Source organism: Gillisella terrae, assembly GCF_004801395.1.
Lineage (GTDB): Bacteria > Pseudomonadota > Alphaproteobacteria > Rhizobiales > Rhizobiaceae > Allorhizobium > Allorhizobium terrae.
The window spans coordinates 71,841-92,451 of sequence record NZ_SSOA01000004.1 but is presented as its reverse complement, the minus strand read 5'-3'; the positions used below and the strand labels follow the sequence as shown (position 1 = coordinate 92,451).

The 20,611-nt window shown below is 56.2% G+C and carries 23 protein-coding genes; 11 read left to right on the top strand and 12 right to left on the bottom strand.

The features are described from left to right. Positions 1 to 49: 49 nt before the first annotated feature. Positions 50 to 1,213 (bottom strand): M20 aminoacylase family protein, encoded by a 1,164-nt coding sequence (locus E6C51_RS09950; protein ID WP_146934631.1) that lies wholly within the window; start codon positions 1,211 to 1,213, stop codon positions 50 to 52. Between the two features lie 168 nt (positions 1,214 to 1,381). Between E6C51_RS09950 and E6C51_RS09945 the strand changes: the two genes are divergently transcribed. Then, positions 1,382 to 2,476, top strand: coding sequence for a D-alanyl-D-alanine carboxypeptidase family protein (locus tag E6C51_RS09945; RefSeq protein WP_146934634.1), 1,095 nt, complete (start codon positions 1,382 to 1,384; stop codon positions 2,474 to 2,476). 159 nt (positions 2,477 to 2,635) lie between these two features. Beyond that, a complete protein-coding gene (locus E6C51_RS09940) occupies positions 2,636 to 3,775 on the top strand; it encodes a CobW family GTP-binding protein (RefSeq protein WP_190235844.1) in 1,140 nt (379 codons plus the stop codon). Between the two features lie 6 nt (positions 3,776 to 3,781). Here E6C51_RS09940 and E6C51_RS09935 read toward each other — a convergent pair whose 3' ends face one another. The 5 genes from E6C51_RS09935 to E6C51_RS09915 all read right to left on the bottom strand — a co-directional run bounded on the left by E6C51_RS09935 (position 3,782) and on the right by E6C51_RS09915 (position 7,833). Further along, a complete protein-coding gene (locus E6C51_RS09935) occupies positions 3,782 to 4,015 on the bottom strand; it encodes a sulfurtransferase TusA family protein (RefSeq protein ID WP_146934639.1) in 234 nt (77 codons plus the stop codon). Continuing rightward, positions 4,012 to 5,310 (bottom strand): L,D-transpeptidase family protein, encoded by a 1,299-nt coding sequence (locus E6C51_RS09930; protein ID WP_190236022.1) that lies wholly within the window; start codon positions 5,308 to 5,310, stop codon positions 4,012 to 4,014. The genes E6C51_RS09935 and E6C51_RS09930 overlap by 4 nt, the downstream gene beginning before the upstream one ends. Positions 5,311 to 5,530: 220 nt before the next feature. After that, on the bottom strand, positions 5,531 to 6,484 hold the full coding sequence (locus tag E6C51_RS09925; protein WP_146934641.1) for an acetyl-CoA carboxylase carboxyltransferase subunit alpha: 954 nt from the start codon (positions 6,482 to 6,484) through the stop codon (positions 5,531 to 5,533). Positions 6,485 to 6,700: 216 nt separating this feature from the next. Continuing rightward, positions 6,701 to 7,648, bottom strand: a complete 948-nt coding sequence (gene xerD / locus E6C51_RS09920; protein ID WP_190235843.1) for a site-specific tyrosine recombinase XerD — start codon at positions 7,646 to 7,648, stop codon at positions 6,701 to 6,703. A gap of 32 nt (positions 7,649 to 7,680) precedes the next feature. Next, entirely contained in the window at positions 7,681 to 7,833 is a 153-nt protein-coding gene (locus E6C51_RS09915) for a hypothetical protein (protein WP_186827751.1), read from the bottom strand. Positions 7,834 to 8,009: 176 nt separating this feature from the next. Between E6C51_RS09915 and E6C51_RS09910 the strand changes: the two genes are divergently transcribed. Then, positions 8,010 to 8,606: a shikimate kinase gene (locus E6C51_RS09910; protein WP_146934647.1), complete on the top strand. Its 597-nt coding sequence runs from the start codon at positions 8,010 to 8,012 to the stop codon at positions 8,604 to 8,606. After that, positions 8,599 to 9,741 (top strand): 3-dehydroquinate synthase, encoded by a 1,143-nt coding sequence (aroB, locus tag E6C51_RS09905; RefSeq protein ID WP_190235842.1) that lies wholly within the window; start codon positions 8,599 to 8,601, stop codon positions 9,739 to 9,741. The genes E6C51_RS09910 and aroB overlap by 8 nt, the downstream gene beginning before the upstream one ends. A 2-nt stretch (positions 9,742 to 9,743) precedes the next feature. On the opposite strand, the gene E6C51_RS09900 is transcribed toward aroB, so the two are convergent. Beyond that, complete coding sequence (locus E6C51_RS09900; protein ID WP_146934653.1) at positions 9,744 to 10,025, bottom strand: BolA family protein; 282 nt, start codon at positions 10,023 to 10,025, stop codon at positions 9,744 to 9,746. 119 nt (positions 10,026 to 10,144) lie between these two features. On the opposite strand from E6C51_RS09900, the gene E6C51_RS09895 reads away from it, so the two are divergent. From E6C51_RS09895 to E6C51_RS09880, 4 genes are all read left to right on the top strand, one after another. After that, positions 10,145 to 10,774 (top strand): J domain-containing protein, encoded by a 630-nt coding sequence (locus tag E6C51_RS09895; RefSeq protein WP_190235841.1) that lies wholly within the window; start codon positions 10,145 to 10,147, stop codon positions 10,772 to 10,774. A 63-nt stretch (positions 10,775 to 10,837) separates the two neighbouring features. Continuing rightward, positions 10,838 to 11,830 carry a cobaltochelatase subunit CobS gene (gene cobS / locus E6C51_RS09890; protein ID WP_146934658.1) on the top strand — a complete coding sequence of 331 codons (993 nt, stop codon included), beginning with the start codon at positions 10,838 to 10,840 and terminating at the stop codon, positions 11,828 to 11,830. 14 nt (positions 11,831 to 11,844) lie between these two features. Beyond that, complete coding sequence (cobT, locus tag E6C51_RS09885) at positions 11,845 to 13,749, top strand: cobaltochelatase subunit CobT (RefSeq protein ID WP_190235840.1); 1,905 nt, start codon at positions 11,845 to 11,847, stop codon at positions 13,747 to 13,749. A gap of 38 nt (positions 13,750 to 13,787) precedes the next feature. After that, on the top strand, positions 13,788 to 14,747 hold the full coding sequence (locus E6C51_RS09880; protein WP_230987184.1) for an esterase-like activity of phytase family protein: 960 nt from the start codon (positions 13,788 to 13,790) through the stop codon (positions 14,745 to 14,747). A 21-nt stretch (positions 14,748 to 14,768) separates the two neighbouring features. Here the strand turns inward: E6C51_RS09880 and E6C51_RS09875 are convergent, their stop codons facing one another. The 3 genes from E6C51_RS09875 to rpmB all read right to left on the bottom strand — a co-directional run bounded on the left by E6C51_RS09875 (position 14,769) and on the right by rpmB (position 16,555). Continuing rightward, on the bottom strand, positions 14,769 to 15,401 hold the full coding sequence (locus E6C51_RS09875; RefSeq protein WP_190235838.1) for a queuosine precursor transporter: 633 nt from the start codon (positions 15,399 to 15,401) through the stop codon (positions 14,769 to 14,771). Positions 15,402 to 15,548: 147 nt separating this feature from the next. Next, positions 15,549 to 16,040: a DoxX family protein gene (locus tag E6C51_RS09870; protein ID WP_190235837.1), complete on the bottom strand. Its 492-nt coding sequence runs from the start codon at positions 16,038 to 16,040 to the stop codon at positions 15,549 to 15,551. A 224-nt stretch (positions 16,041 to 16,264) separates the two neighbouring features. Further along, on the bottom strand, positions 16,265 to 16,555 hold the full coding sequence (gene rpmB, locus E6C51_RS09865; protein WP_075641545.1) for a 50S ribosomal protein L28: 291 nt from the start codon (positions 16,553 to 16,555) through the stop codon (positions 16,265 to 16,267). Between the two features lie 281 nt (positions 16,556 to 16,836). On the opposite strand from rpmB, the gene E6C51_RS09860 reads away from it, so the two are divergent. Further along, positions 16,837 to 17,607 carry a DUF3108 domain-containing protein gene (locus tag E6C51_RS09860; protein ID WP_146934673.1) on the top strand — a complete coding sequence of 257 codons (771 nt, stop codon included), beginning with the start codon at positions 16,837 to 16,839 and terminating at the stop codon, positions 17,605 to 17,607. A 36-nt stretch (positions 17,608 to 17,643) separates the two neighbouring features. Continuing rightward, the gene (gene yddG, locus E6C51_RS09855) at positions 17,644 to 18,516 is read left to right on the top strand and encodes an aromatic amino acid exporter YddG (protein ID WP_190235836.1); all 873 of its coding nucleotides are present in this window, start codon (positions 17,644 to 17,646) and stop codon (positions 18,514 to 18,516) included. 2 nt (positions 18,517 to 18,518) lie between these two features. Here the strand turns inward: yddG and E6C51_RS09850 are convergent, their stop codons facing one another. Both E6C51_RS09850 and gloB read right to left on the bottom strand, forming a co-directional pair. After that, the gene (locus E6C51_RS09850; RefSeq protein ID WP_190235835.1) at positions 18,519 to 18,950 is read right to left on the bottom strand and encodes a cupin domain-containing protein; all 432 of its coding nucleotides are present in this window, start codon (positions 18,948 to 18,950) and stop codon (positions 18,519 to 18,521) included. Further along, positions 18,950 to 19,720 (bottom strand): hydroxyacylglutathione hydrolase, encoded by a 771-nt coding sequence (gloB, locus tag E6C51_RS09845; RefSeq protein WP_190235834.1) that lies wholly within the window; start codon positions 19,718 to 19,720, stop codon positions 18,950 to 18,952. The genes E6C51_RS09850 and gloB overlap by 1 nt, the downstream gene beginning before the upstream one ends. A gap of 90 nt (positions 19,721 to 19,810) precedes the next feature. On the opposite strand from gloB, the gene E6C51_RS09840 reads away from it, so the two are divergent. After that, entirely contained in the window at positions 19,811 to 20,572 is a 762-nt protein-coding gene (locus E6C51_RS09840) for a class I SAM-dependent methyltransferase (RefSeq protein ID WP_146934685.1), read from the top strand. Positions 20,573 to 20,611 lie beyond the last annotated feature (39 nt).

Genomic DNA, 20,611 nt, shown 5'->3' with positions numbered 1-20,611 from the left:
GAACTACAGCGCGTGCGCCATATTTGGCGCGCGCGCTGTAGTGTGATGATCAATCGGCGAGGCGTTGCTCGGCCAGCTTTACCCAATAGGAAATACCATAGCCAATGGCTTCGTCGTTAAAGTCATAGGCTGGATTATGCAGACCTGCCGTATCGCCGTTGCCAATCATGATATAGGCGCCGGGGCGGGCTTTAAGCATGAAGGCAAAATCCTCGCCTGCCATGGAGGGGTCCACATTGGTGTTGACATTGTTTTCACCAACAATGGCCATGGCTGCACGCGCTGCATTGTCGGTTTCCTGCGGATGATTGCTGGTGACCGGGCAGGGGCGCTCATAGATCACCTCGGCCTTTGCGCCATGGGCAGATGCAATGCCCTCGACGATTTCGCGGATGCGGCGCTCGGCCAGATCCTGGGTCTCATCGTCGTGGGTGCGCACGGTGCCGGTCAGTTCTGCCGTCTCGGGGATGATGTTATGGGTGGTGCCAGCCTGAAAGCGGGTGACGGAGACCACAACCGAGCGCACCGGATTGGCGGACCGCGCGGTGATCAGCTGCAAATTGCTGACAATCTGCGCCCCAATGGCAATCGGATCAATGGCGCGGTGTGGTTCTGCGGCATGGCCGCCGCGGCCGGTAATCGTGATGAAAAACTTGTCGGGGGCCGCCATGATGCCGCCCTTGCGGATAGCGAATGTGCCCACCGGCATGCCCGGCATATTGTGCATGCCATAGACTTCCGCGATGTTGAAGCGATCCATCAAACCGTCTTCAACCATCGCCAGGGCCCCCGCGCCACCTTCTTCAGCGGGCTGGAAGATCACGGCAACAGTGCCGTTGAAATTGCGGGTTTCGGCGAGATATTTTGACGCACCCAGCAACATGGCGGTGTGGCCATCATGACCACAAGCATGCATGCGGCCATCGGTTTTGGACGCCCATGGTTTGCCGGTCAGTTCTTTTAGCGGAAGTGCGTCCATGTCGGCGCGAAGGCCAATCACGTTGTTGCCGTTGCCGCGGCCTTTGATCAGGCCGACAACGCCCGTGCGCCCAAGGCCCGTGACAATCTCGTCCACGCCAAATTCCTTGAGCTTTTCTGCTACGAAGGCCGCTGTCTCGTGGACCTCATAAAGAATTTCCGGGTTTTCATGCAGATGATGTCGCCATTCGGTGACATCGGCTTGCAATTCGGCGGCGCGGTTCAAGATAGGCATTGAAGTTCCTGATCACATGCGTTTGAACCGGGTGCTTCCCGGCTCTTTTATCACTCGGTTGCGATTGACGTGGCTTGTATGCTTTGCCATTGCTGCAACATATAGGACATAAAGTCGCTCGTTACGAGATGAATTCGATGCGGCCCGTTACAGATTTACGTTAAGGAGATGTCATTGTCCGGCCAGCCTAGCGCCTTCAGGCGCGTCTTGATCACGCTCACCACGCTTATTGCCCTGCTGCCTGTAGCGGCATTTGCCAATCCTGTTCTGGTGGTCGATGTAGGATCCATGACGGTGCTGGAGCATCGTGACAGTTTCAAAAAGTGGTATCCGGCATCGCTGACCAAGCTGATGACGGCCTACACCACTTTTCGAGCCTTGAAGGCCGGCGAAGTGAAGCTGGACAGCGTTGTGACGCTCAGTGCGCTTGCGGCATCGCAATCGCCCAGCAAGATGTATTTCAAGCCCGGCTCAAAGATGACGCTGGATAGCGCCTTGCGGATGATGCTGGTGAAATCGGCCAATGATATTGCCATGGCGGTTGCCGAAAATGTCGGTGGCAGTGAAGAGGCTTTCGTCAACCGTATGAATGCCGAGGCAGCCCGGCTTGGCTTGACGTCAACCCATTTTGTCAATCCCAATGGTCTGCCAGCGCCAGGGCAATATTCCACCGCACGTGATCTTGCGGTTCTTGCCGTGACCATTCGCCGTGAGTTTCCAGAGTATTCCAACTATTTCAAGATCGAAGCGATCAACACCGGCAAGAAGATTTACCCCAACGTCAATATGCTGATTGGCCGGTTTGACGGCGCAGATGGCATGAAAACGGGCTATATCTGCGCTTCTGGCTTTAATCAGATCACGTCGGCCACCCGCAATGGCCGCACTTTGCTCTCGGTGGTTCTTGGGGCTGACAGCCTGGCGGAGCGGGCGGATATGTCCGCCGATTTGCTGCAAAAATATTTCAATATGCCACGCGCCACGGGCGAGCCGCTTTCGGCGCTTCGGCCCGATAGTGTCGAAGGTCTTGATGCTGTGAACGATGTCTCGGCTCAGATGTGCTCGACAGAGGCGCGTAAACGGCGCTCTGAAACCCGTGACGAGGCGGGGCGGATGAAGCTGCAATCGCCTTATATCCATGAAATGGCGGCTCCGCCGGTTGCCGTATTCGCCGGTCTTATCCCCGGCACAGAACCACCAGAGCCAGCGCCCGGTGTGATCAGCGGCAATATTCCTATTCCAACACCAAGGCCACAGCTTTAGGTTTGGTCTGAACCTGGCAGAATGTGGCCTTGATTTGTAGCTGCGTTATAGTATTACATCGCGCAATGGGAGGCGTTGCACGGACAGATGTGTTTTCGCATTTGATGTGTGCGAAACAGGTTCCCTGTCGGTGCTCCTGAGCTTGAGAAGGTTGGCGAAATGGCTGTTGTTGCGGATCGTATTCCCGTTTCGATTTTGACGGGCTTTCTGGGCGCTGGGAAGTCGACCTTGTTGAACCGGCTGTTGAAAGATCCGGCCATGCGCGATGCCGCCGTGATTATCAACGAGTTTGGCGAGGTCAGCATCGACCACCTGCTGGTGGAATCATCGAGCGATTCGATTGTGCAGCTTTCCGATGGTTGTCTGTGCTGCACCGTGCGCGGCGAATTGATCGATACGCTGGCCGAATTGTTGGATGCTCTCCAGACAGGCCGGGTGAAAACCCTGTCGCGGGTGGTGATTGAAACCACCGGCCTTGCCGATCCTGCGCCGGTCTTGCAATCTGTGCTCGGTCATCCCGTGCTATCGCAGTCTTTCCAGCTCGAAGGCGTGGTGACAGTGGTGGATGCCGTCAATGGATTGACGACACTCGACACCTATCCGGAAGCAGTTCGGCAGGTGGCGGTGGCGGATCGGCTTATTTTGAGCAAGGCAAGCCTTGCCGACAGTGCGACCCTGAACAAGATCAGGAAGCGGCTCTCAACGCTTAATCCCCGCGCGACCATCACCAATGGTGACAGTGATGAGGCAGGGAGCGTGGCGATGTTGGAAAACGGGCTTTATGACCCCGCCAGCAAAACCCCGGATGTTGCGCGCTGGCTGCATGATGAAGAGCATGCAGATGCGCACGATCACCATGATCACCACCATCACGATGAAGATCACGGACACCACCACCATCATCATGATGTGAACCGCCATGGCGATACCATTCGCTCTTTCTCCATCCTCCATGATGAGCTGATCGATCCGCGCGCCTTTGATATGTTTATCGATTTGATGCGTTCGGCGCATGGCGAGAAAATGCTGCGCATGAAGGCCATTGTTGGCCTGAAGGATCAGCCGGAGCGGCCTGTGGTGGTGCATGGGGTCCAGGCGATTTTTCATCCGCCCCATCGTCTTGCGGCCTGGCCTGATCCGTCAGACCGCCGCAGCCGTCTGGTGATGATCACCGACGGGCTGGATGAGCGTTATGTTCGCGATCTGTTTGATGCTTTCACAGGCAAGGTGGCGGTGGATCGCCCAGACAGGCAGGCGCTGGAAGATAATCCCTTGGCCGTGCCGGGCATGAAGTTCTGAACCAGTCTATGCCTTGATGATCTCAAATCGATGGCCGTCGGGCGTTTTCTCGCTCAAGCGCAGCGTGTGGCCATCTTCCTGACATAGGTGCGCAATGTCGATCACGGCCAGTGGATCGGTGGTTTCCACCACCAGCACAGCCCCACTGTGCATGGTGGCCAGACGCTTACGGGTTTTTAGCACCGGCAAAGGGCATTTCAGCCCTTTGAGGTCATAAGCTTGCTCAAGCGCATCCCTCACTTTGATGCCCAGAATTTCCAGAATGGCTTGGCCGCTGGCTCTGCTGGCGCATCCATGGCCACAGCGGTTGGCTGCGGCAGCGCTGGCAAGATCGGGTTGGCCGTGGGAACCGGCCCGACGGCAGGCAAGGGTACAGTCGCCGTGGACGACGCATCGACGGCATTGGCCGATTGAACGGTCGGGCCAGCATCTTGCGGCAGTCTTGACGTCTTGCTGGAGTTATCAAGCGAGGCAAAAAGGGCTGGTGTCTTGGCCTTGTTCGGATCAATAACCGGGTTGGCAGGGTCGTCTACCTGCGAAAGTTCCAGCAATTTTCCGGCCTTCAAGGCTGATCCGGTTGGCGCAAATGCCAGATCATGCCCCACTTTCAGCTTGGCAACCAGCGCCTTGCGCTCGGCCTCGGTGGGATCATACCAGACCTTGTCGGCGTATTTCTTCAACGCCTTGGCGTAATCACGATCATAAGCAGCATTGTAGGACGCGACAGCCGCAACCAATTGCGGTGGTGTGCTCATGGCTGGGCAGGCCCCGGCCGGGTTCAGGCCTTTTCCGCCGTCAACCTGCTTGTTGAACACGTATTTCTTGTCGCAAACCGCAACCTGCGGCGGCTGTTTGGTAATCTCAAACTGATCGTATCCCGCCTTCAGCATTTGCCAGAAGCCATAATGCGGGCTGAAGCGGTGACGCGCCATATTGTCGGCCGTCATGCGGAAGGGAAAGGCTTCCAGCTGCACCGTTTGCTGACCACCGCGGAAGGCGTCGCGCGCAAAGGCGTAAATTTCCAGAATTTGCGCATCCGTCATCGAATAGCAACCGGATGACGAGCAGGCCCCATGAATCATCAGATTGCTGCCGGTGCGGTTGTTGACCGCATCATAGCGATTGGGAAAGCCGGTGTTGATGGCGAGGTAATATTTCGAATAGGGGTTCAGATTGGCAGGGGTGAGATTATAAAATCCTTCCGGCGCTTGCCGATCGCCTTCTTTTTCTTTTGGTCCAAGCCTGCCAGACCAGGCGCAAATCTCGTAGCTGGCGATTTTTTCATAGCGGCCATCGGTCTTGGCCTTCCAGATCTCCAACACGCCTTCTTCTTTGAAAATGCGAATGGCAATCGGCGAGTTGCGCTCCATGCCCTTGGCTTTCATCTCGGCCAGAATGGACGAGGGCAGTGGTTGCTCGACCTTGTTGGAAATGTTGCTCGGCAGCTTTTTATCGCCCACGCTGTCAAGCGTGTCGTTACAGCCTGCCAGAAGGGCAGTGGTGGCAATCAGCAAAGTGGCGGTGTGCAGACGCATCATTGAGCTCAATCAGGTCTCATTACGAAATTCGGCAAGCTACAGTTCTGACCCATGCAAGAGCCGCATTCTGCCAGCCAATACTGCTAGAACATAGTTTCCAAATGGTAAACATTTTCAGGGCTAATGCGCAAGCGCTGCAACCTACGCCATAGCGCACAAATTTTGAACAGCCCCGCTGCACATTTTTGCAAAACGGGGCCGCTCATTGATCACGTTTTTACAGATTCCGTCCGATGTCGAGGAATTTTTGGCGGCGCGCATTGCGAAGCGCCTCGCCACTTTGGCCAGCCATGTCGGCAAGGGCGGCTGCAATTGTTTCGCCGGTGCGATCAATCACGGTTTCCGGGTTGCGATGGGCACCGCCCACCGGCTCCGGGATAATGTCATCAATGATGCCAAAGCCCTTCAGATCGGTGGCGGTGATCTTCATATTGGTGGCCGCTTCCTTGGCGCGGGTGGAATCGCGCCACAGAATAGAAGCAGCACCTTCGGGAGAGATCACCGAATAAATGGCGTGTTCGAGCATATAGACCCGGTTGCCGGTGGCAATGGCAATGGCACCACCAGAGCCACCTTCGCCGATCACCACGGAAACCAGCGGTGTCTTGAGGTTGAGGCACATCTCGGTTGAGCGAGCAATGGCTTCGGCCTGGCCGCGTTCTTCGGCACCAACGCCCGGATAGGCACCAGCCGTATCCACCAGCGAAATCACCGGCAGACCAAAACGATCAGCCAGTTCCATGACGCGAATGGCCTTACGGTAGCCTTCAGGGCGAGGACTGCCGAAATTGTGCTTGAGGCGAGACTTGGTGTCATTGCCCTTTTCCTGCCCGATGATCGCAACGGGCTGCCCGCGAAAACGGCCAAGTCCGGCCTGAATGGCGGCATCCTCGGAGAATTTCCGATCGCCCGCCAGGGGCGTGAAATCGGTGAACAGGCGCGCTGCATAATTGACAAAATGCGGGCGCTGGGGATGGCGCGCCACTTGCGTTTTCTGCCAGGGGTTCAGCTTGGAATAAATATCTTCCATAGCCTCGCGGACACGGACTTCCAAACGGCTGATTTCTTCAGACGTGTCGATGCTTTCATCTTCACCCTTCAGCTTTTTCAGCTCGTGAATTTTGCCTTCGAGGTCCGAAATGGGTTTTTCGAAGTCGAGATAATTGATCATGATATCCGTTCCGATCCGTTACTCTGCCTGTCATTCAGATGCGATGCACCGCAGCTGTGGTGCAAAAGGGATTGAAGAAATTCATTTTTTCGCAAAAAATGTGTCATGCATCCGGTCTGTTTTGGACAATCCGCTCAACACGTTGTCTCGATAATCTTCTGGCGCGATTGCTCGTTCCATGACTGCAAGGATGAACCATCCTCTTTGCCGGGGCTTCTAATCGGGGTTTTTGCCCCGTTTTGCAAGGGGGTGATGCGTTTGTACCAGCATCTGGAGCCTTTCTTCGAGGACATGGGTATAAATTTGTGTCGTCGAAATGTCGCTATGTCCCAGTAATTCCTGCACAACGCGCAGATCAGCACCGTTTTCCAGCAGGTGACTTGCAAAAGCGTGTCTGAGCACATGTGGGGAGACCGCATCCGCATTCAAGCCAGCGCGAATGGCAAGGTCTTTCAATTCGCGGGCAAAAACCTGCCGAGGCAAATACCCTTCTTTGCTGATGGAGGGAAAAAGAAAGCCGCTTTCCTTGCCCTTTGCCTCCTGATGTTGCCGTCTTGCCTCGCCGTAGCGTTTCAACGCCTCAATGGCCGAGCGCGACAGAGGCACAAGTCGCTCCTTGTTGCCCTTGCCGCGGATCACCAAAAAGCGCTCCTGCTTGCCCAGCACATTGGCAGGCAGCGATACCAGCTCGCTGACCCGCATGCCGGTGGCATAGAGAAGTTCCAAAAGGGCCAGCATGCGCAACCGGTTCAACCGGTCCGGTCCTTCAAGCTCCGCTTCTTCGGCGGCCAGCAGCAAGAGTTTATCGACCTGCGCGATGGAGAGGATTTTCGGCAGAGACTGTCCTTTTTTCGGCGCATCAATGATCGATGTCGGATCATCACCGCGCAGTCCCTCAGCGTAGAGAAATTTATAAAACTGCCGCATGGTGGAAAGCCTGCGCGCCTGAGAAGACGCCTCAAACCCACGCCGGGCAAGATCGCCCAGATAGGCCGAAAGATCGGCGCTGACAGCCTCCATAAGGCTCACCTGACGCTCTTTGAGGAAGCCGTGAAGATCATTCAGATCATGCTCATAGGATATCAGCGTGTTGCCCGCAGCCCCTCGCTCGGCGCTCATCATCTCCAGAAAAGCTTCAATGCGGGCTTTGCTCAGATCAATCATAGGGTGTCTTTTGTCCTGAAGCCGTACGGTTTTTAAGGGGTTTGCGGTGCTGTCTGAATGGGGAAAACCGTTGTGCTGATTTCACGCGGGCGCGGCTCCACCATAATCACCAATGTCCACAAGACAGCATAGGCCATTGCCGCCAATGTGGCGATGGTAAACAAAAAGCGGAATAATGTTGGCATGGAGCGATCCTTTTGCCTCGTGTTTTTTATTGTATTTTTTATTGTGTTTTTCATTTTTTATCATGCGCGTCGATTGCCTGTCTGTAAAACCCTGCTTTCTTGCGCGCATTTGCCAGTAGCGCTTGACGTCGCGGCAGCATTTGTCAATACGGTGGTAAAACGGTAACAAAAGGCTGATGACCCACTCGATTTCACTTGTTGCTTCCCCGCTGGCTGAGCGGACCCGTGCAGTGCTCAAGCGCCGCAACCTGATTTTCGTCGGATTGATGGGAGCGGGCAAGTCGGCGATTGGCAGGCTTGTGGCCAATCAACTGGGCTTGCCTTTTGTCGATACCGACAATGAGATCGAGCGTGTATCGCGCATGACGATTAGCGAGTTGTTTGCCACTTATGGCGAATCGGAATTTCGGGCGTTGGAAGGCCGGGTCATCCGGCGTCTGTTGCGCTCAGGGCCCAAAGTGGTGTCCACCGGCGGCGGTGCCTTTATAAACGACAAAACCCGAAAGCATATTGAGCGCGGCGGTATTTCGGTCTGGTTGAAGGCCGATCTGGATGTGTTGTGGGAGAGGGTCAACAAGCGCGATCATCGCCCCTTGTTGAAAACCGAAAATCCCAAGCAGACCCTCGAAAATTTGATGAATGAGCGTTATCCGATCTACCAGCGCGCCAATGTGACCGTGATATCGCGGGATGTGCGCAAAGACGTCATTGCCGCAGAGGTCATGGAAGCGGTGATTGCCCATCTGACTCAAGGCAGGAAAAATCATGAGTGAATCTTCATCCTCCAACACGTCATCGGCTGAGCGTCTTGTGCATGTGCCTTTGGGCGAGCGCGCCTATGATATTTTGATTGGTGATGGATTGCTGGCGCGGGCTGGCGGCGAGATTTCGTCGCGCATCAAGGGTCGCAAAGCTGCCATCATCACCGATGAGCATGTGGGGCCGCTTTATCTCGAAGCCTTGATGGATAGCCTTGAGGTTGATGGCATCGAGGCTGTGTCGCTCACGCTTCCTGCTGGCGAAAAGACCAAGAGCTTTGATCACCTCACCAAGGTCTGTGATGTGCTTTTGGAAGCGCGTATTGAGCGCAATGACACCGTGATTGCGCTGGGCGGCGGGGTGATTGGCGATCTGACCGGCTTTGCCGCGGGCATTGTGCGCCGGGGTGTGCGGTTTGTGCAGATACCCACCTCGCTTCTGTCGCAGGTGGATTCGTCTGTGGGCGGCAAGACTGGCATCAATGCGCGGCAGGGCAAAAATCTGGTCGGCATTTTTAATCAGCCTGATCTGGTGCTGGCCGATACCAGCGTGCTCAATACGTTGAGCGAACGTGAATTTCGCGCAGGCTATGCCGAAGTTGCCAAATACGGGTTGATCGACAAGCCGGAGTTTTTCGAATGGCTGGAGCGCAATTGGCGCGCGGTGTTTGCCGGTGGGGCGGCCCGCACGGAGGCCATTGCGCTCTCGTGTCAGGCCAAGGCCGATGTGGTGGTGGTGGATGAGCGTGAAAACGGCCGCCGCGCCCTGCTCAATCTCGGCCACACCTTTGGCCACGCGCTGGAAGCGGCAACACAGTATGACAGCAGCCGGTTGGTGCATGGTGAAGGTGTGGCGATTGGCATGGTGCTGGCCCATGAATTTTCAGCCCGGCTCAATCTGGCAAGCCCGGACGATGCCAAGCGGGTGGAAAAACACCTGAAAGAGGTGGGCCTTCCCACCAGCATGAGCGAAATTCCCGGCGAGTTGCCGCCCGCTGATGTGCTGATGCAGGCGATTGCGCAAGACAAGAAGGTGAAAAGCGGTCAACTGACCTTCATTCTCACCCATGGCATTGGCCAGTCCTTTGTGGCCGATGATGTGCCGTCATCGGAGGTGCTGAGCTTCTTGCGCGAGAAGCTCACACAATAAAGTTACCAGCGCGTCGCCTCTCCGGGGGCGGCGGGCTCAATGGCCAGCGCATGCAGGCCTGCGTCCAGCTCGGGCTTTAACAGGTCGTTGACGGCGCGGTGACGGGCAAGGCGGCTCATGCCGGAAAAGCTTGCAGAAACGATGCGAACTCGCATATGTGTCTCGCCGGTGCCGGTGATGTCGGGCTGGTGGCCTGCATGCAGGCTGCTTTCGTCCATCACAATAAGCCGTTCCGGTTGAAACGCCTCAGTCAGCTTTTGCTCGATGGTTTGGCGGATCGACATGGTTTGGCATCCTGTGCTGGTGGCTTTTTTAGGGTCTTTTGCAAAAGCCTCTAAAAGGGCAAGAACATTCTGATTTGTCAATTCTTGTTGTGAGATGGGTATCGGCCCATAATCCCCGGATGAAACTCGACTCAAAATATTTCGACAAAATCCGCACGCGCCGTAAAAAAGGCCCGGAGCCGGAGCCTGCCGCCACAACCTGTCAATGGGATGGCTGTGAGCGCCCTGGTGTGCATCGCGCACCCGTGGGTCGCAACGCCGAGGGCAAGTTTTTCCTGTTCTGCTTCGAGCATGTGCAGGAATACAACAAGGGCTATAATTACTTCTCTGGCCTGTCGGACAGCGAGATTGCCCGTTACCAGAAAGAGGCCATTACCGGTCATCGCCCCACGTGGTCGGTTGGGGTCAATACGTCTGCGTCCAAGGCCTCGCCTATTCATTCCACGGCCCGTTCTGGCTCTGCTGCATCGCAGGCGCGCCTGAAAGATCCGTTTGGCTTTGTCAATCAAGGGCGCGGCAATGGGTCGCGGGCAACGCCCCAGGCGCGCAAATTGAAGACGCTTGAGGCAAAAGCCTTCGATACCTTGGGTTTGGCGGGTGGTGCCAGCGCGCAAGACATCAAAACCCGCTATAAAGAGCTTGTCAAAAAACATCATCCAGATGCAAATGGCGGAGATAGAGGGTCTGAAGAGCGTTTTCGTGCTGTTATTCAGGCCTACCAATTGTTAAAGCAGGCAGGTTTCTGTTAATCAAAGACTATACCTGATTGCATGAGAGATGCGCCGGTCGATGCCACCGGGCGTGGAGAGACGATGAGCAAAATTGATCTTGATATAACCAACCTGCCCGATACCACTGTGTCTGTTCGGGAGGTCTTTGGTATCGACAGCGACATTCGCGTACCGGCCTATTCCAATAGTGACCCTTACGTTCCGGATCTCGATCCTGATTACCTGTTTGACCGCGAAACCACGCTGGCCATTCTGGCAGGCTTTGCTCACAATCGTCGCGTCATGGTTTCCGGCTTCCACGGTACCGGTAAATCCACCCACATCGAGCAGGTTGCAGCCCGCCTGAACTGGCCTTGCGTGCGTGTAAACCTCGACAGCCACGTCAGCCGTATCGATCTGGTCGGCAAGGACGCCATCGTTTTGAAAGACGGCAAGCAGATCACCGAATTCAAGGACGGTATTCTGCCCTGGGCCTATCAGCACAATGTGGCGCTGGTGTTCGATGAATATGATGCTGGCCGTCCAGACGTGATGTTTGTTATTCAGCGCGTTTTGGAATCCTCTGGCCGTCTGACCCTGCTCGATCAGAGCCGTGTTATCCGTCCTCACCCCGCATTCCGTCTGTTTGCAACGGCCAATACGGTCGGTCTGGGTGACACCACCGGCCTTTACCATGGCACCCAGCAGATCAATCAGGCGCAGATGGACCGTTGGTCGATCGTGACCACCTTGAACTATCTGCCGCACGAGAAGGAGGTCGATATCGTTCTGGCCAAGGTCAAGGGCTTTGCCGAGACGGAAAATGGTCGCGACAACGTCAACAAGATGGTGCGTCTGGCCGATATGACCCGCTCGGCCTTTATCAATGGCGATCTTTCGACCGTCATGAGCCCGCGTACCGTGATCACCTGGGCAGAAAATGCCGAGATTTTTGGTGATGTCGGCTTTGCCTTCCGGGTGACCTTCCTCAACAAATGTGATGAGCTGGAACGCACCTTGGTGGCTGAGCAATATCAGCGCTCCTTTGGCGTGGAACTCAAGGAAAGCGCCGCGAACATCGTACTCGGTGCCTGAGAAAGGCAATCATCATGGCAGGTCCCGGCGACAATTCACGAGCAAAATCCGGCGTGGGTCCAGATATGGAGCCCTTGCGTCGGGCCATAACCGGCTGCGTGCGCTCCATTGCAGGCAATGCCAATGTCGAGGTGGCCTTTGCCAATGAACGGCCGGGGCTGGCCGGTGAGCGGGTGCGCTTGCCGGAACTGTCCAAGCGCCCGACCGCCCATGAGCTGGCGGTGACGCGCGGTCTTGGCGATTCCATGGCGCTGCGCCTTGCCTGCCATGATCAGAAAATCCACGCGACGCTGGCCCCGGAAGGGCAGGATGCGCGCGCGGTGTTTGATGCGGTGGAGCAGGCGCGGGTGGAATCCATCGGTGCCCTGCGCATGAAGGGTGTGGCCAGCAATCTGCACTCGATGAACACCGAAAAATACGCCAAAGCCAATTTTGCCGGTATTACCAGCCGGGAAGATGCGCCGCTGTCCGAAGCGGTTGCCATGATGGTGCGCGAATCGGTAACCGGCCAAAAGCCGCCGGAGAGCGCTGGCAAGGTGCTGGATCTGTGGCGCTCGTTCATTGAAGAAAAGGCCGGTGGCGATTTTGCCAATCTGGCAAGCGTTGTTGAAGACCAGCAGGCCTTTGCCCGCGTGGTGCGCCATATGTTGTCAGCCATGGAAATGGCCGATGATGTCGGTGATGATCAGGAAGAATCCTCCAACGAGGAGGAAAATTCCGAGGAAGATCAGCAGCGCAGCGGCGAGGAAGAACAGGAAAATTCCGAGCAGGAAGCAGGCTCTGAGAGTGCGCCTGCCGATGAGAGTGAATCTGCGGAAGAGCAGATGGAAGACGGCGAGATGGACGGCGCGGAAATTTCCGACGACGACATGTCGGACGAGGGCGACGAGGATAGCGAGACCCCCGGCGAAATGCGCCGCCCCGCCAGCCCGTTTGATGATTTCAATGAAAAGGTGGATTACAAGGTCTTTACCGAGGCCTTTGACGAGGAAATCACCGCCGAAGAGCTTTGCGATGAAGCCGAGCTCGACCGTTTGCGCGCCTTCCTCGACAAACAGCTTGCGCATTTGCAAGGGGCTGTCGGCCGCCTGGCCAACCGTTTGCAGCGCCGCCTGATGGCCCAGCAGAACCGTTCTTGGGATTTTGATCTCGAAGAGGGCTATCTCGATCCTGCGCGTCTGACCCGTTTGATCATTGATCCAATGCAGCCGCTCTCGTTCAAGCGCGAGAAGGACACGCAGTTCCGCGACACCGTGGTGACATTGGTGATCGACAATTCTGGCTCGATGCGCGGACGGCCGATTACGGTTGCGGCAACCTGCGCCGATATTCTGGCCCGCACATTGGAGCGTTGCGGCGTGAAGGTCGAGATTTTGGGCTTTACCACCAAGGCGTGGAAGGGTGGCCAGAGCCGTGAGCAATGGCTGGCCAGTGGCAAGCCGCCAGCACCCGGTCGTCTCAATGATTTGCGCCATATCGTCTATAAATCTGCCGATGCGCCATGGCGTCGCTCACGCCGCAATCTTGGCTTGATGATGCGTGAAGGGTTGCTCAAGGAAAACATCGACGGTGAAGCCTTGATGTGGGCGCATAACCGCCTGATGGTTCGGCGTGAGCAGCGCAAGATCATGATGATGATTTCCGACGGTGCGCCGGTGGATGATTCAACATTGTCGGTCAATCCGGGCAATTATCTGGAGCGGCATTTGCGCGCCGTTATTGACCAGATCGAAACCCGCTCACCTGTCGAGCTTCTTGCCATCGGTATCGGCCATGATGTCACCCGCTATTATCGCCGCGCGGTGACCATTGTGGACGCCGACGAACTGGCAGGTGCTATGACCGAGCAATTGGCGAGCCTGTTTGAGGATAAGCCATCCAAGAGCGCACGTGGCGGCTCGTTGCGCCGGGCTGGTTGAAGCTATTGCGGAGACGTTTTTGGCTCTCGGCACTTTGCGTGTCCGCAGCGCTTGCCTGCGGCAGGCCTGCTGTCAGTGAGCCAAGCGCTGTAACGAGCCACCAAATCACTCATTTCAGACCGGGGTCTGACCAAACCACATTCGGCAAGCTGGAGTTTGTCGGTGGTTTGGTGATGTCGTCGTCCAACCCGTTGTTTGGGGCTTGGTCGTCGGTGCGCTTTTTGCCCGATGGGCGGCATTTTATTGGGGTGCTGGATACGGGAGACTGGATCTCGGGCGAGATCAAGCGCGATGATCAGGGCAGGCTTTCCGGCATTGACTCTGTCTCCCTTGCGCCGATGATCAATGCGCAGGGCCGCAACAACAGTGCCAAGATCAGGATGGATGCGGAGAGTCTGGCCATTCGTGATGGCAAAATCTATGTCGGCTTTGAGCAGCGTCACAGGATTGATCAATATCCGCTGAAAGATTTCTCACTCTCAAAACCTGAACGCAGCCTGCCCCTGCCGTTTCCGAAAAATGTCTTGCGCGGCAACAAAAGCCTTGAGACGGTGATTGCCGCACCAGAGCACGGGCCGCTGGCTGGCGGTCTGGTGACCATCACTGAGGAAAGTCTTGATCAGGACGGCAATCTTTACGCCGGCATTGTCGATGGCCCCATGCGCGGTGCTTTCAAAGTGGTGCGCCGCGATGATTTTGATGTCACCGATGGGGCGTTCTTGCCCGATGGTGATCTTGTGTTGCTGGAGCGACGCTTTACGCTGTTGGGCGGCGTTGCCATGCGCCTTGTGCGGATCAAGGGCGATCGTGTGAAGCCGGGCGCGCTTTTGGATGGCGTCACCCTGCTTGAAGCCAATTACAGCGCCCAGATCGACAATATGGAAGGTCTGGACGTGGTTGATCTCGGCAATGGCGATGTGCGGCTGATTTTGGTGTCCGACGACAACCATTCCTTCCTGCAACGCAATATCATGCTGGAATTTCGCCTGATGCCGTAAGGCGTGGCAAAAGGCAGTCTTCTACGTGCGAGCAGCCGGGTAAGGCTTGAGCACTGTCATCATCGCCCCATAGGGCAGCAGCATGACTATGCCAACCAGCATCTTAACGGTGAAATCGCCCATCGCCCAGGAGATCCAGCGTGGAATATCGGGCGAAAATGCACCGAGCATGGGGGCCCAGCCAATCGCAAAATCATCATTCGGGCCGATAAAGCCAAAGAAGGGTGCGAACGACAGCGAGAAGAAAATCACAGTATCCAGCACAGAGCCGAACAGCGAGCCTGCCAGCGGTGCCTTCCACCAGCTTTGCTGGCGCAGGCGGTTGAAAACGGTGATGTCCAGCAGTTGACCAACCAGATAGGCAGAGCCAGAGGCCACGGCGATGCGCGGCTGCGAGGTGATCAGCGAGATCGTGACCCCGACCAGAAAGCCGACAAACACCACTTTGCGCGCCGTCGATGGCCCAAACTGGCGATTGGTCAGGTCGGTGACCAGAAAAGCGACCGGATAGGTGAAGGCCCCATAGGTCAGAAGATCGCCAAGCTGAATGCCCGCCAATTGCCCGCTTAAGGGAAATTGCACGAGAATATTGGAGGCGACCACGACAGTGGTCATGAGAATGCTGTAGATGAAGATGTGTCGTGTCAGACGCATTTTTTTACCCTGGGTGATGCCACCAGCTTGAGGATTGGAAGGCCTCTTCAAATAGCCTGAGGTCGCGCAGGTCAAGTGTTTTTGTGGGCAAAGCCCCTCCATTGCCTCATAAAGACAAGAAAGGGCTGAGCGCTTTTTCGACTTGCTCTACGCAACCCACCGCAATGTTGCATTGTTTTCAACAATGGGCAGGCGTGCGACGATCGCATCAAGGCCGAAATAATGACCGGCCCTGCGGTTGAACAACAGTGCAAGCAAAGCTGCATAAATCAGGTGCTCATCGATCAGGAAGTTATTGATGCTCTGGACATAGGGAAAATCCAGATGGGCGGTCCAATAGGTCAGCATGATCAGGATCGCGAAGGGGGAGCTGACGCGCACCAGAAGGCCCGAGATCAGAGACATGCCAATCAGCATGTGCCCATATTCCACTAAAAAGGCGATGACAGGCATCAGGGCCGATTGGGAGAGGGGGCCGTAAATGAAGTGGAAGGTCTTGGTGGAGGAGAGGAAGCCCGCAACATAGCCGGTACTTCCGTAATGATGGATAGACGCCCAGAGGAAGACCCAGCCGATGCCAATACGCAAAGTGGCCAGAAGAATACGTTCCGCGTGGTTGGTTTGATCACTATAAGTCATGCTTTTTGCCTCACAATATAACTAGGTTTATGGGGCAAGCTTAAGGTCTGGCGGCCTGTCTCAGATATGATCTGTGTCAAGTTGTGGCGCGCTCTGGTCTGGTGCACTTTCACAAGGGCGTGATTGCACAGGAGCCTCGCAGAGAAGGCAAAAGCGGACATAGAAAAAAGGCCCTTATGTTGCCATAGGGACCTTTAAACCATAATAGACCAGTTTTGTGATGCTTATGCAGCTTCAGCGGTCTTCTTAACGATCTGGCGACGCAGCAAACGAGCGCGCATGCTCAGATCGGTTTCGCTTGCCTTCAAAAGGAAAGCGTCGAGGCCACCGCGGTGCTCTACGGAACGAAGAGCAGCTGCGGAAACGCGAAGACGGTAACGCTGGCCGAGGGCATCGGAAATCAGCGTAACATCGCACAGGTTCGGCAGGAACTTGCGACGTGTCTTGTTGTTTGCGTGGCTTACATTGTTACCCGACTGGACGCCCTTGCCGGTCAATTCGCAACTGCGGGACATGATGCACCTATTCTTATTGGCAATTGGATCTACGGTCCGAGCATAAAAACCCGGGCGCAATCCAACGCGGTCTGATTGGAAAGTTGCGGTTCTATAGTCAGCTGAGGCGCCCGCGTCAAGACAAACCTTGGCAAAACCGCGGATTTCTCGACTCTGCCGTCATTTAAAGGGCTCCAGCACGCTTTCATGCGCAATATCGGATGCAGGGCGCTGTTGCGCTATCGTCTTGCCACAGTGAGGGTGATAAATGCAGATCGTGTCTCTTTTTCAATGGTGGTTCGATGACTGCACGTGTGTTGTTTGCCGCTCTTACGGGTCTGTTTGCCAGTGTCATTTCAGGGCATGCGGCAGAGAGCTATCGCACAGACTATCGCGTAACCTTGATTGGTTTGCCGGTGGCGCGGGCCACCTTTACCACCCGGATTACCGATCCCGCCTATTCGATCACCGGCGATATTTCCTCGGCGGGCATTGTCAATATTTTCACCAGCCTGAATGCCAAAAGCACTGTGACGGGTACCATGACGCGGGGTGAGCGCATGGTGGCGAAATCCTATCAACTGGTCTACAAGCGCGGAGAAAGAACCCGGACCTATGATGTGCGCTACGCATCCGGCAATGTGGTGGATACTTCGATCACGCCGCAGCCAAACCGCGACAGCAACCGCTGGATTCCCGTCAAAAGCATTGATTTCAAATCGGTTCTTGATCCCATTGGTGCTTTCATCATTCCCGATGATGGCAAAATCTGCTCCAGAACCCTGCCGGTCTATGATGGTGAAAGCCGCATGGATCTGGTGCTGGCCCCCAAAGGCAAGGCGAAGTTTGATGCGGGCAATGTCTCGGGAGAGGCTATCGTCTGCTCGGTGCGCTATGTGCCAAAATCGGGTTTCAACAAGGACCAGTCCGATATCGATTACCTGCGCAATGCAAAAGGCATGGAAATCTGGTTTGCCAAAACCCGCACAGGCTCTTTATATGCTCCGGTTTACGCGCGCGTGCCAACCCGGTTGGGGGCGCTGTCCATCACGGCCACGGCATTTGGAAAATAGCAGTTTTCCGGTGGCCTTTTGCACCTTGGGGGCCTCATGAAGCTGCGTGCCACGTTGATCGGTTTTTCGGCCATTCTCATGTGGTCTTTTCTGGCCTTGTTGACGGCGGCCTCGGGCTCCATGCCGCCCTTTCAGCTCTCGGCCATTTGTTTTGCCATTGGCAGCCTGCCGGGCGTGATCACGTTTTTGCTGCGGCCAGCGCGGCTTAAACTTCTCAGACAGTCACCCAAAGTCTGGATTGTCGGCATTGCCGGCCTGTTCGGCTATCATTTTTTGTATTTCACCGCCCTGCGTAACGCGCCTGCGGTGGAGGCAGGGCTGATTGCCTATCTGTGGCCGCTGCTGATTGTGTTTGGCTCGGCGCTTTTGCCGGGCGAGCGGCTGCGCTGGTACCACGTCGTGGGGGCTTTGGCCGGGCTGTGCGGCACGGTGCTGATTATTGGCAAAAATGGCCTGTCCTTTGATCCTGCCTACAGTTTGGGTTATAGTGCGGCGGGCCTGTGTGCGCTGACGTGGTCCACCTATTCGCTGGCAACGCGCCGGTTTGAGGCGGTCTCCACCGATGTGGTCACGGGGTTTTGCCTGGCCACGGCGCTTTTGTCGCTGCTGTGCCATCTGGTGCTTGAGCAGACATTGTGGCCGGAGATGGCAAGCCAGTGGCTGGCGGTGGTCGGGCTTGGCCTGCTGCCGGTGGGGCTGGCTTTTTATGCCTGGGATTTCGGTGTCAAAAACGGCGATATTCAAATTCTCGGTGCTGCCAGCTATGCGGCACCGCTTCTCTCAACGCTTATTCTCATTGCCTTTGGATTTGCCGAGCCTAGCCTTCGCATTCTTGCGGCTTGCGTGCTGATCACCGGCGGTGCGGTGCTGGCGGCGAGCGGCATGCTGCTCCGGCCAGCAAAAGTTTGATTTTAAGGTTTTTGCCCCGGTGACCAGCCAAGGGCTGCCATTTCAAATTGCTCGAAGGTGAAGCCTGGCGCAACCGTGCAGCCCACAAGCGTGAAAGCACCCAGGCTTATCGCCGATTGCCAGCAGTTGGCCGGGATAACCGCTTGAGGGCGTTGGCCATTGGCCAGATCAATGCCCAAAACCGTCGTTTCGACGGTTTCACCACCGTCCGAGCAGCTCAGCGCCAGTGGTGCACCTGCGTAATAGTGCCATGTCTCGGCGGCATCCTTGACCCGGTGCCAGTGGGAGCGTTGGTCGGCCTCCAACAGGTAGTAAATCGCCGTGGAATTGCCGCGCGCACCACCCAGCGTGTCACGGAAAGTTTCCGTATACCAGCCACCTTCCGGGTGGGGGCGCATATTGAGAGCTTTGATGATGGATTTTGCGTCCTGCATCAGAAATTATCCTTGCGCTTGCGAATTTCAGCAAACACCTCTTCGTTGCTTTTGCTCTCCATCAAAAGATTGCGACGAATGGCCGGGTCCGACACGCGCAGGAACGGATTGGTCTCTTTTTCCAGATACATGGTGGTGGGAATGGTGAAGCCGCCATTGGCGCGCAGGGCTTCGATGTCCTTGGCGCGCTGCACCAGCCGTGGATTGTTCGGATCGATTGTCAGGGCAAAGCGGGCGTTGGACAGGGTATATTCATGGCCAAAATAAATCGCGGTTTCATCGGGCAGCACCGAGAGCTTTTGCAAGGAATGCCACATGTCGGCGGCGGTGCGCTCAAACAACCGTCCGCAGCCCAGCGCAAACAGCGTGTCTGCAGCAAACAGCAGCTTGTCATCGGGAAAGCTATAGCAGATGTGGCCCGCAGTGTGGCCGGGGGTCTCAATCACCCGGACACGGTGCTCGCCGAACAGAAATTCGTCGCCATCGCCCACAGCGCGATCCAGACCCGGAATGGCCAGCGCCTCATTGATTGGTCCGATGATCTCGCAGCCATATTCTTTCTTGAGCGCCAGATTGGCCTCAACGTGATCGGTGTGATGATGGGTGGTGAGGATATGGGTGATGGTCCAGCCGCGTTTTTCAGCCATGGTGACAATTGGCGCATATTCGGGCGCGTCTATCGTGGCGGTCAGGCCGCTTTCCGGGCAATGAATCAGCACGCCAAAATTATCCGTGCGGCAAAGGAATGTTTCAATTTCCAGGCTTTTCATGGCTGACCTCTTTATCATGGGTGCGATCTTATTCCTGAATCTAGTCTCAAGGGCCTTGATGTCCAACAGCGGGATGTTAACAATCGTGCCATGCATGTGGATATTGTTGATCTTCGCCAGTTCTATCATTCCCAGCTTGGCCATGTCGCCGAGCAGTCGATCACGATGGCGCTATCGTCTCTCTGGCAACGCCTGCCGGAAGAGCGTCTGGTGGGGCTTGGCTATTCCGTTCCCTATCTGGATCGCTTTCGTGCCGACACCGAGCGCACCTTTGCCTTTATGCCAGCGGGGCAGGGCGCGGTGAACTGGCCGCCCGGCGAGCCTTCGGCCACCGCTTTGGTGTTTGATGAGGAATTGCCCCTGCCAGACAGCTCGGTGGATCGGGTGCTGATGGTGCATTCGCTGGAATTTGCCGAAAATCCGCGTGAAACCTTGACGGAGATCTGGCGGGTTCTGGCACCGGGCGGGCGGCTGGTGATTGTTGTGCCCAACCGGCGCGGTGTGTGGGCACGGATGGATCACACGCCGTTTGGCGCAGGCCGTCCTTATTCGCGCGGACAATTGACGGCGCTGTTTCGCGAGGCCAATTTCACGCCCGGAGCCAGTGCCGAGGCGCTGTTTTTTCCACCCTCGCGGTTGAAGACGATTTTGCGCATGCGCGGCATGTTTGAGCGGTTTGGCCGGATTTTGTCGCCCGCTTTTGCAGGCGTGATTGTGGTGGAGGCGCAAAAGCGGCTCTATCAAGGCCTGCCGGTGGCGGCCAAGGCATCGAGACGGGTGTTTGCGCCGGTTCTTTCGCCCCATGGCGTGCCAACAACGCGGGTGAAGCTCAACCCTCCCTCGACAAAATAAGTCTGCCGCGCTATGGCCGTGGGATTGTTTTTGTGCTGG

Bases quoted from the DNA above. Each gene is read 5' to 3' on its own strand.
- cobT (WP_190235840.1), top strand. From the start codon at position 11,845: ATGGCAGGTCCCGGCGACAATTCACGAGCAAAATCCGGCGTGGGTCCA.
- rpmB (WP_075641545.1), bottom strand. From the start codon at position 16,555: ATGTCCCGCAGTTGCGAATTGACCGGCAAGGGCGTCCAGTCGGGTAAC.
- E6C51_RS09895 (WP_190235841.1), top strand. From the start codon at position 10,145: ATGAAACTCGACTCAAAATATTTCGACAAAATCCGCACGCGCCGTAAA.
- yddG (WP_190235836.1), top strand. From the start codon at position 17,644: ATGAAGCTGCGTGCCACGTTGATCGGTTTTTCGGCCATTCTCATGTGG.
- E6C51_RS09915 (WP_186827751.1), bottom strand. From the start codon at position 7,833: ATGCCAACATTATTCCGCTTTTTGTTTACCATCGCCACATTGGCGGCA.
- xerD (WP_190235843.1), bottom strand. From the start codon at position 7,648: ATGATTGATCTGAGCAAAGCCCGCATTGAAGCTTTTCTGGAGATGATG.
- E6C51_RS09950 (WP_146934631.1), bottom strand. From the start codon at position 1,213: ATGCCTATCTTGAACCGCGCCGCCGAATTGCAAGCCGATGTCACCGAA.
- E6C51_RS09840 (WP_146934685.1), top strand. From the start codon at position 19,811: ATGCATGTGGATATTGTTGATCTTCGCCAGTTCTATCATTCCCAGCTT.
- E6C51_RS09875 (WP_190235838.1), bottom strand. From the start codon at position 15,401: ATGCGTCTGACACGACACATCTTCATCTACAGCATTCTCATGACCACT.
- gloB (WP_190235834.1), bottom strand. From the start codon at position 19,720: ATGAAAAGCCTGGAAATTGAAACATTCCTTTGCCGCACGGATAATTTT.
- E6C51_RS09910 (WP_146934647.1), top strand. From the start codon at position 8,010: ATGACCCACTCGATTTCACTTGTTGCTTCCCCGCTGGCTGAGCGGACC.
- cobS (WP_146934658.1), top strand. From the start codon at position 10,838: ATGAGCAAAATTGATCTTGATATAACCAACCTGCCCGATACCACTGTG.
- E6C51_RS09860 (WP_146934673.1), top strand. From the start codon at position 16,837: ATGACTGCACGTGTGTTGTTTGCCGCTCTTACGGGTCTGTTTGCCAGT.
- E6C51_RS09870 (WP_190235837.1), bottom strand. From the start codon at position 16,040: ATGACTTATAGTGATCAAACCAACCACGCGGAACGTATTCTTCTGGCC.
- E6C51_RS09940 (WP_190235844.1), top strand. From the start codon at position 2,636: ATGGCTGTTGTTGCGGATCGTATTCCCGTTTCGATTTTGACGGGCTTT.
- E6C51_RS09930 (WP_190236022.1), bottom strand. From the start codon at position 5,310: ATGCGTCTGCACACCGCCACTTTGCTGATTGCCACCACTGCCCTTCTG.
- E6C51_RS09945 (WP_146934634.1), top strand. From the start codon at position 1,382: ATGTCATTGTCCGGCCAGCCTAGCGCCTTCAGGCGCGTCTTGATCACG.
- aroB (WP_190235842.1), top strand. From the start codon at position 8,599: ATGAGTGAATCTTCATCCTCCAACACGTCATCGGCTGAGCGTCTTGTG.
- E6C51_RS09925 (WP_146934641.1), bottom strand. From the start codon at position 6,484: ATGATCAATTATCTCGACTTCGAAAAACCCATTTCGGACCTCGAAGGC.
- E6C51_RS09850 (WP_190235835.1), bottom strand. From the start codon at position 18,950: ATGCAGGACGCAAAATCCATCATCAAAGCTCTCAATATGCGCCCCCAC.
- E6C51_RS09900 (WP_146934653.1), bottom strand. From the start codon at position 10,025: ATGTCGATCCGCCAAACCATCGAGCAAAAGCTGACTGAGGCGTTTCAA.